At 39.2% G+C, this 9,074-nt stretch carries 9 protein-coding genes; 6 read left to right on the top strand and 3 right to left on the bottom strand.

Annotated features, from left to right (window positions below; all coding sequences use genetic code 11):
• From BLR60_RS00615 to BLR60_RS00600, 4 genes are all read left to right on the top strand, one after another.
• Window positions 1-979 (top strand): response regulator (locus BLR60_RS00615; protein ID WP_143009015.1); only part of this gene is annotated, 979 nt, incomplete at its 5' end.
• A 233-nt stretch (window positions 980-1,212) separates the two neighbouring features.
• Window positions 1,213-2,412: a hypothetical protein gene (locus tag BLR60_RS00610; protein WP_208600545.1), complete on the top strand. Its 1,200-nt coding sequence runs from the start codon at window positions 1,213-1,215 to the stop codon at window positions 2,410-2,412.
• A 124-nt stretch (window positions 2,413-2,536) separates the two neighbouring features.
• A complete protein-coding gene (locus BLR60_RS00605) occupies window positions 2,537-3,397 on the top strand; it encodes a helix-turn-helix domain-containing protein (RefSeq protein WP_090496126.1) in 861 nt (286 codons plus the stop codon).
• Window positions 3,398-3,460: 63 nt separating this feature from the next.
• On the top strand, window positions 3,461-5,050 hold the full coding sequence (locus tag BLR60_RS00600; protein ID WP_090496125.1) for a S41 family peptidase: 1,590 nt from the start codon (window positions 3,461-3,463) through the stop codon (window positions 5,048-5,050).
• 111 nt (window positions 5,051-5,161) lie between these two features.
• On the opposite strand, the gene BLR60_RS00595 is transcribed toward BLR60_RS00600, so the two are convergent.
• Complete coding sequence (locus tag BLR60_RS00595; protein ID WP_090496124.1) at window positions 5,162-5,521, bottom strand: response regulator transcription factor; 360 nt, start codon at window positions 5,519-5,521, stop codon at window positions 5,162-5,164.
• A gap of 69 nt (window positions 5,522-5,590) precedes the next feature.
• Window positions 5,591-5,899: a DUF3253 domain-containing protein gene (locus BLR60_RS00590; RefSeq protein ID WP_244155551.1), complete on the bottom strand. Its 309-nt coding sequence runs from the start codon at window positions 5,897-5,899 to the stop codon at window positions 5,591-5,593.
• Between the two features lie 181 nt (window positions 5,900-6,080).
• Here BLR60_RS00590 and BLR60_RS00585 point away from each other — a divergent pair, with 181 nt between their 5' ends.
• A complete protein-coding gene (locus tag BLR60_RS00585; RefSeq protein WP_090496123.1) occupies window positions 6,081-7,151 on the top strand; it encodes a glycosyltransferase family 4 protein in 1,071 nt (356 codons plus the stop codon).
• 97 nt (window positions 7,152-7,248) lie between these two features.
• Window positions 7,249-8,199 carry a glycosyltransferase gene (locus tag BLR60_RS00580; RefSeq protein ID WP_167354651.1) on the top strand — a complete coding sequence of 317 codons (951 nt, stop codon included), beginning with the start codon at window positions 7,249-7,251 and terminating at the stop codon, window positions 8,197-8,199.
• Here the strand turns inward: BLR60_RS00580 and BLR60_RS00575 are convergent.
• The gene (locus BLR60_RS00575) at window positions 8,196-9,017 is read right to left on the bottom strand and encodes a glycosyltransferase family 2 protein (RefSeq protein ID WP_090496121.1); all 822 of its coding nucleotides are present in this window, start codon (window positions 9,015-9,017) and stop codon (window positions 8,196-8,198) included. The genes BLR60_RS00580 and BLR60_RS00575 overlap by 4 nt on opposite strands.
• Window positions 9,018-9,074: the final 57 nt, after the last annotated feature.

The following is a 9,074-nucleotide window of genomic DNA, read 5'->3' as shown; positions in this document are numbered from 1 at the left end:
CGGGAAAATAAAGCTACTGTTTAAGCAGCGGAATGAAGCCCCGCCTATTGTTATCCTTCATACATCTTCTGAAGAACATGACGCCATCAATTCTTTCAAGAAGGAAGAAAACTCCTACTTTCTGCTTAAACCTATCAAATCTGAAGAACTGTACAAAACCTTACGGCAGGCAATAAAAAGTTCAGAAAAAGAAACGGTTGCCTATAACCCATTGCAGAAAGAAGAACCTTCCCCGCTCATGACTTCGCCTCATGTCTTGCTTGTTGACGATAATCCGGTGAATATGATGCTGAATAACAGGATGATGGAATCGCTAATTCCCAATGTAAGGTTAGCAGAAGCAACAGATGGTCTGCAGGCTTTGGAACAATGCCGGGGCCAGGTTTTTGATCTGCTGTTGATGGATGTACAGATGCCTGTAATGGATGGTATAGAAGCCACGAAGCAAATCCGGCTGCTACCGGAATACGCCAAAATTCCGATTATCGGGGTTACGGCAGGAAACGTATTGGGTGAAAAAGAAAAATGCCTGGATGCCGGAATGAGTGATTTTCTACCCAAGCCCCTCAGACAAAACGATCTTTTGGAAATGTTGAAAAAACATATAGCTACTGGCGTTCAGAGATTACCTGAAGACAATAAGCATCCAGAAATGTATTTGGATATGAATATTCTAAAAGAGCAAATGGGTGGTGATGACGATTTTAGAAAAGTATTTTTGAACTTAGTGGTAAAGGAGCTTTTCCTGGCGCAAGAAAATTTAAAATCAGGGATAAAAGAAAAGAATACCGGATATCTGAAACAGATTCTTCACAAAGTCAGAGGAACTGCAGGAACCGCCGGATTGATAAAGCTTGTGGAACAAACGGCCAGTTGGGAGAGCCGTATTGAAGACAATATGGATTATACTGCTATGGAGAATGAAATCGTCCATGAAATAAACACAGGTCTAGAATTAATTAAGAATTTGATATCATGATAGGACGATGGTGATTTAATTACTGAGATAACCAACTTATTTTAAAAAGATAGCGCATAAATTATTGAAAGAAGGACACCCAGTAATTCATTGAATTTGGAATTACCAATGTATACTATTCCATTATTTTCCTTTTCATCTATAACAGTTGGTCTACTGATTTGTTAATTACAATTACTTAAAAAAATAGTTATTTTCACCGCAGTAATTTTATTGCAATTATGAACAAAAAAATGAGGTCATTTCTGATCAAATCCATTATCATTTTAGTCTTTATACACTTAGCCTACTTTTTGTATGGTTATTTTAAGTTTACAGGCATTAGGGAAATTGATATTTACACAGAATTTTACCGCTTTAAATTTTACGATGATGTATCTATCTCACATTTTTTTGTAACTGGTTTATTTTTATTAATTGTTCTTATTCTGCTCATACGAAATCATTCAAAAGAAAAATACAGCGCACTAAATCTGATTAAAACAGGTGCTGCACTGCTTTTCATCGTGTTCTTATCGCTAACCTTTTTTATAAGTTATAGTTTCGGGATGAATGCTAAACTTAAGCAGGAATTATCAGCGAAAAATTTCAATGCTGATAAAAAGCTGTTAAACGTTTTGAATCCTTTTTTATACCCTGGCTCCCACTATAATTCAGAAACACTATCACAAACACTATTTAATGTAACCAATATTCTTTATCCAAAGCCCTATCCGGTAATGGAGGTAACGGATACTGTTTTTTATGATCCGGCAGATAAGCAATATTTTAGCCTAGAATCTAAATATTATAGCATCGATACTTTAAAAATGCTGACCACAGGTTATGAAAAGCTGAAAAGCGCGGCCAATGCTGCTAATGAGTTGCTGGGTTTTGATCAGCAAGAATTACAGAAAAGAATCATATCAAAAAACATCAGAAAGGACAGCACTGAAATTATATTCAGAGGCACTGAGGTTGACCCAAAATATGATGATGATATTTGTATTTTTCTTGAAAATAAAGCGCTGATTAGTCCGATATATGGTGAAGATATAGCAAAACAACAGCGTCAAAATGCGATAGACCGATACAAACTACTCTATAAGTTAAACCAGGATTCATTACTTCAATCTTTTAAAAAGCTGGATTCATTATTGAAAAGATACCATATAGAATCCTCTATTAATCCAGCAAACCTCACAAAGGATGTATTCCGTTTTCGCGATAAAGATCAGGATCAGATAGACCAGATCAGGAATAATTTTAACCGAAATGCGTTGATTGAAAAAATTAACATTTTGAACCGGCTGTTTTATCAGCCAAGATTTTTTCATTCATCCATCAGAGAGATTTTCGTTATCGTACTATTTTCAACCTGGCTTTTTGGATTTTCAATTTTTGTGCTTTCAGCTTATTTACGAAGACCAAAGCAAAGCGCATTAAAGCGGTAAAATTTCGGCGGGTTAATTTAAAAGATAAAAGGAATGGTTCGTATTCACTTCGCATTCAGTTTAATCAATAATTTAGTCGATAAATTTCCTTTGTAAAAGAGTTATAGCGTAAGCCTGGAGAACTATGGAGAAAAACCTGTTGAAAACCGTCATCGTAAAACCTGAAAACATAGTGTTAAAGCAGTATGTTGAATATTTTCTTTTTCTGCAGAAAAACGATGATGTACCCGTTCAATACAGTACCTTTCCTAACAATAATTTGTGCCTGGCTATTTACCGTCATAATCATGTCGACTATCGGTGTGATGAAAAAGTTAATCATTGCGTCATTAAAGCAGGCAGGCAAGCGTTTACCAGCCGAATTTACGGCTTCCACAACATGCCTTTCCAGGTGGATATTCTGCAAGAACTCAATCAGATTTGTGTGATCTTCCACCCTGCTGCTTTAAAAGCTTTTACCCAGGTAGATTTTAATGAGATACGGCATTCCGACCAGGTATTTGAACAATTGTTTCAGCCAAAGGATAAATATTTTCTTGAGCAACTGTTCGATGAGCCTGATCCTACACAACAAGCCAGAAAGCTTGAAAGATTGTTATTGGATGAACTTGAAGAAAATCGGGTATCAAAAATTCAGGAAGCCCTTTACCACTTATCAATAGCTCAGCTAAATGATCCAAATATTAGTGTAGACATGCTTTGTCAAAAACTTGGGATTAGCGATACGACTCTTTTTAGGCTTTTTAAAACCAGTTTGGGACAAAACCCTCAGAAATATCTTAAAACCGTTCGTTTTAGGAAAGCATTAAAGGACCTAATGACTGCGGCAGATCCACTCATAACCGTTGCATTACGCCATCATTACTATGACCAGGCCCATTTCATTAAAGATTTTAAAACATTTACAGGTTATTCTCCCAAAAAATTACTTAATGCAGTATCTGTGCAGCAACAATCGCTGGCCTGGATTTACCAGGAAAAGTAAGGTGAATGATTTTTACAATTTCTTCTGCCTGCAATCTTTTTCCTTTGTGGAAATTCTTACTCCATGCGATACCTATACATTCTTTTAGCCATTTGTTTAGCCACTTCATGTGCTTTAAAACAGAAACAATACTCATCTAATCCTTCGCCATCATTTGATCATCTACCGCAGTTAACTTATCAGCAAATGCGAGCCGAGCATGATACCCTGGTTTCCTTTATCAAACAGGTAAGCCCGATCATCTATTTTAACAAAGAAGTAAGGGGAATTGATTTCAGCTGGCACGCAGCCCAGTTGAGAAAACAAATTAGTCCTAAAACCACTATGGAATCTTACCTGCACATTATCAAAAAGACGATTAATGCCGCACAGGACGGACATACCAGCCAGCTCAATACGGTATTGCTAGATATTGCCAAACAATACTGGATACCAACTGGTTTTGTTTCCTTTGATAGCGCATCTACCGAAAATAGGTATAAGTATGTAAAATACCTAAAAGAAAGTTTTTATTCTAAAGCCGACCTCAATCTCATTTACACTTCGGGGGCATACTATAATTTAATGCCGTTCAGCTACAGGGGTAAAGATTACCCTGCTTCCATGAAACTAATTAGCTGCAACGGTAAAAATATTCATGACTTCGTTGCCACACTTACCGAACTCTATTCTCCATTGCGCTGGGATAGGGTAAATAACCGTGTTTATGATGAAAATTTTTATTGGCCAGCTGAAATCTACAGGCAAGATACCCTGAAAATGACTTTTATTGATCAAAAAAATATCCAGCATCAGCTGAACATCAACAAAAATGATTCCGTGACCTATTCAGCAAAAAAGGTTAATGACTATAGTTATTTCGGCCAGACTGACACCGTAGTAACGCATTATTTCGACAGGGAGGGAATATTTTATGCTAAACTCCCGGCCATGAGACCCGAGTTAGGTGATACAATTAAAAAGCGCATGGAAGCCATTTTCGCTCAACATAAAGTAAACAGCGTGGTTATCGATATCAGGGGAAATGGCGGAGGATCGGATAATACTTATAACATTTTTTTGAAGAAACTGGTGAGTGATACCTTGAAAAAGGATGTTATTGTAGCCAGAAACTTTAGCCCTGAAATTCAGAAAAAATACCATATTAATCGGGATTCTATTATCAAGAGCAATGATAAGACTTTTAGACCAGGTGTTCCTCAATTCAAATCTCAGGACATGTACTTCATTAAACAATCTTTTAATTTTGTGGTGCCAGACAGTATCAGATTTCCATTTAACGGATATATATATATCCTTCAGGATAAATTTATTTACTCTTCAGCAAGTAATCTTTCCAGTTTAGCGCAAAATACCGGGCAGTTGATTAGCATTGGAGGAACGCCAGATTTGTTGGGTGGACTACAGGCAAACGTAATCATTAAAATGTTGCCATACAGCAAGTTTATTTTCAGGGTAGAACCTCAAATTGATTTCACTGGTATCAAAAGGCTCGAGGATGTTTTCCAAAATCATGTGGAATATCCTGTCTCCTATTCCATAGAAAACCTTTATTTGAGAACGACAACGAAGGATATATTTGGAAAAACATTTCTGTTAAAAAATGATCCCATGTTTAGAAAGGTGCTAGAATTGGAAAAAAAGTTAAATTAAGCATTATGCAAATATATAGGTGCCTCCGTTTTTAAGTTCGGAGGAGATTAAGATTAATTAATTGCAAATACATATTAATTCTTTAACAACTTAGCTCAGGTTATAAAATCATTAGTTTACCACGGCATTCACCCTAGCAACAAAATCGTCTATATTAAAAGGTTTTGCAATGAAATCATCAGGAAAGCATTTCCGGTTAACTTCTGTTAGGGACGAATGCGCGGACATCATTAAAACCGGAATACCCAAGGTACGCTGATCGTTTTTCACCTCCCGGCACAGGTCATGTCCATTACCGTCAGGCAGGCGAACGTCCAAAATCATCAGGCTTGGCGCAATAAAAAGCAAATCCTTTCTAAAACTCCTAATATCAGGATACAATTTAACCTCATAATCCTCCTCATCCAACAGCAATCCTATGATTTCCCTGATATCCTGATCATCCTCTAAAACCATTATTCTCTTTTTCATTATCGTTCCATGTGTATCAATATAACCATTTGGATTTCATTTAGTTTTAGCAGAACCAAAACAAATTAATTACACTGTTAAAGTGTGTTGTTTAATGCGTACTGGTCCCTTAATTTTCCCAACATCTACTGCCTTACCTTTCTGAGTGATTGCAATTTTTCCACCAATAGTCAGGTCAATTGCTACTTCCATAATAATTCCCATGTATTTTCGCCAATCGTTTGGAAAAAGCATTCGTGCAATTTCAGACGGGCAGGTGCTTTTATCGGGGCCACGCTGCGCAGCCACCATTAATATACGCTCTGCTATGATTTGCTTCTCTTGCATCATCTGTATAACACACGCTGTTATCAGTTGGTTTCCGAAGACTATTTTCATCAATAGTTAATCGCTCCGCAAAATTCTGATGGTTGACAATCCTAAAGTATATCCAGACTGGCCATATCGCTTTCGGGTTTAAATACGGGAAAAAATACAAAAAGGTTCAGCATTAGCATTAGTCAAAACTTTCGTCGCTCTATCTTAGTTGTTATGATAACCATCTTTTTGAAAAATCCCTATGAATATTGGAATAATAGCACATTTAAAACATCCCATCCGTAAACCCTACATGGGCGGCCTGGAAGCTTTCACATATGAAGTTACTAAAAGGCTTATTGCCAGAGGACACACCGTAACTTTATATGCAAGTGAGCTTAGCGATCCTGACCTCAATGTTAATGTGATACTTACAGATGTAGATTATGATAGGGAAACGCTGAGCCGGTTCAGGGCCCATGAGCTTAGCGAGGATTTTATATCCACACATCATGCTTACTTAGAACTTATGCAGGATATTGATAGTCGTGAACATGATGTAATCTTCAATAATAGTCTTAATTATGTGCCGCTTACCATGTCTACCATTACCGCAACACCCATGGTTACCGTACTGCACACTCCTCCTATCTTCGAAATGAAACGGGCGATGTTACAGGAGCGTAAAATAGGGAGAATGCGGTATGTAAGTGTTTCAAAACCCAATGCGCTCGCCTGGCAGCCTTTCCTCAATCATTGCGAGGTAATTTGTAATGGCGTAGATATTTCATTATGGAAATTTCATGCAAAACCCACTGGTGATTACCTGGTCTGGTTTGGAAGGATTCATCCGGATAAAGGAACGCACATTGCTATACAAGCGGCTAAACTGGCTGGCTATCCGATTAAAGTAGCCGGTAGTATTGCTGATTTGCACTATTTCCAAACTTATGTGGAACCGCTGATTGGCGAAGGCGTAGAAATGCTGGGAAATTGTAGCCACGAAACACTTAACGAATCAATCGGCAATGCCAGGTGCGCGCTGATCACCCCTTGCTGGGATGAGCCTTTTGGTCTTGTTGTTGCAGAAAGCCTCGCCTGCGGTACACCTGTTGCAGGCATCTCCCGTGGCGCATTGCCTTATCTGGTGACTGCCGGAACCGGCTGTCTCACCAGCAGCAATGACCCTGCTGACCTTGCAAATTGTGTGGCTGTAGCTGTAAATATGGATCGGAGTGCCTGTCGCCATCAGGCGGAAGAAAATCTGGATATCGAACGGATGATAGATGCTTATGAATCGCTGCTGACGGAAACAGTAAGCTATGTGGCCTGATATGGAAATTGCTTTTTACGTTCATCACCATGGTTCGGGGCATCTGATGAGGTGCCTTGCGATCGCTTCTTCGCTAAAAAATTGCCAAATAACTTTTTTGGGAAGTGGGCTTGAAGCGCAAAAAGCGCTGATCCCGAACTCAATCGATCTGATCTTTTTACCCATTGATACGCCTAATCAACAGGATCGTGATTTCATGGATCAAAACCTGGAGGGGTTGCATTATGCGCCGCTTAATGTATCCGGACAGCTGGAGCGGGTAAATAAGATAACCAGTTTTTTAGCCAGCCACCCCAAATTGCTATTTGTTATCGACGTTTCTGTTGAAATCGCCATGCTTTCGAGGCTCTGCGGTGTACCAACGATAGTAATCAGGCAACATGGTTTAAGAGACGATTTACCACATCAAATCTGTTACCGCAATGCCGCTGGTTTATTGGCGCCTTTTGATTTGCAGATGTCTGGACCAGGCCCGGAATGGGTAAATGAGAAAACGTTTTATACCGGAGGATTCAGCCGATTTGCACCCAGTGCAGATACTTCAGATGTCAGTAAAAAACAGGTGGCAGTACTCATCGGACGTGGCGGCACAAGTATCAATGGACAATTTTTGGATTATCTCTCCAGCCAATGTCCGCAATGGACATTCCACGTTGTTGGCGATAGTCAACATCTAAGCCATATTCATAACCTTCAGTTTCATGGAGAATTGAGTGATCCTCAGGCAATTCTGACAGAATGCAGTATTGTAATAGGTAATGCCGGCCATAATACGGTAATGGAATGCGCTTCGTTAAACAAACGTTTTATTGCCATAGCTGAAGAACGACCTTTTGAGGAACAGGAAGAAAAAGCTCGTATTATTCAAAAACTGGCATTGGCCGTGCACGTGTCTGCTTCGGAGATATTCGATCTTGATTGGAAAGTAATATTAGAAAATTTGGTGACTACCCACCCGAATTGGTCTGGATTTATCAGCAGTGATGCAGCCGAAAGGGCAGCAGATTATTTAAGGCAAACCCACCGCACTCTTTTTCAGCATCATTAAGTCAACTTTAGCGCTTTTTCCATTTCCAGGGCCGAGGGCATGCACTTTAGCTCAATATCCTCGTCAGACCATTTGATCAGGCCTGCGTGCTCAAACTTGGCCAGCCAACCTTCCATAGGCCAAATCCCCCATTTTTTCCGGAAGGCAGTTGCATTACTAATGATATCGATAAGGTGATTCATAGGCGGATCGTAACTTGGATGATACTGATGAAAAGCCATCGCATTTATTGTATTCATAGGCACACCATTAAATTTTGCCGCAAAAGCAAAGTCGGTATCTTCTGCTCCATACCCGGTAAAAAATTCATCGAAACCACCTATTTGCCAGAAAACAGACTTATTACAGCCAAAATTAAGCGACCAAAAAAGTTCATAAGGATATTGGTCAACATTTCCGCGTACCGGGTCTGGTATACTATATTCTTTCATACGTTCGATAAGATCGTCTTTTTTCATCGCTTGTGCAGTAAGATAGCGAACCCGACCAGAAATGAGTGCATTCCGATCGTTAAAGGCTTTATTGTAAAGAGAAAGAAAATCTGATGCCGGGATACAATCAACATCCAGAAATACCACCTGATCGTGACGCGCGAAAGTCACCGCAGCATTCCTTGCAGCGGCCAGCGGTAAATGATGTACGCTATTAACCACCACCTGTTTCACAGGAAAAATACAGGCAGGCAATTCATATACTTCCTCGTTCATGTGTACGATTATAAGTTCTGCAGGATGTTGTGTGCCGCATTCCAACCCCTTAATCATATTAAGGAGCGCAGCACGACGGTTTTTAACAATCGTAACCAATGAAATATCCATGAACTAATGAACCTATCCAGTGCTCAAAAAGTTTGAAACACATCATTTTAAGTGAAA

Source organism: Pedobacter terrae (assembly GCF_900100705.1).
GTDB classification, from domain to species: Bacteria; Bacteroidota; Bacteroidia; order Sphingobacteriales; family Sphingobacteriaceae; genus Pedobacter; species Pedobacter terrae.
Note: the sequence above shows the minus strand (reverse complement) of the source record. Positions and strands in the feature narration are given on the sequence as shown.

Bases quoted from the DNA above. Each gene is read 5' to 3' on its own strand.
- BLR60_RS00605 (WP_090496126.1), top strand. From the start codon at position 2,537: ATGGAGAAAAACCTGTTGAAAACCGTCATCGTAAAACCTGAAAACATA.
- BLR60_RS00585 (WP_090496123.1), top strand. From the start codon at position 6,081: ATGAATATTGGAATAATAGCACATTTAAAACATCCCATCCGTAAACCC.
- BLR60_RS00600 (WP_090496125.1), top strand. From the start codon at position 3,461: ATGCGATACCTATACATTCTTTTAGCCATTTGTTTAGCCACTTCATGT.
- BLR60_RS00595 (WP_090496124.1), bottom strand. From the start codon at position 5,521: ATGAAAAAGAGAATAATGGTTTTAGAGGATGATCAGGATATCAGGGAA.
- BLR60_RS00610 (WP_208600545.1), top strand. From the start codon at position 1,213: ATGAGGTCATTTCTGATCAAATCCATTATCATTTTAGTCTTTATACAC.
- BLR60_RS00590 (WP_244155551.1), bottom strand. From the start codon at position 5,899: ATGAAAATAGTCTTCGGAAACCAACTGATAACAGCGTGTGTTATACAG.
- BLR60_RS00575 (WP_090496121.1), bottom strand. From the start codon at position 9,017: ATGGATATTTCATTGGTTACGATTGTTAAAAACCGTCGTGCTGCGCTC.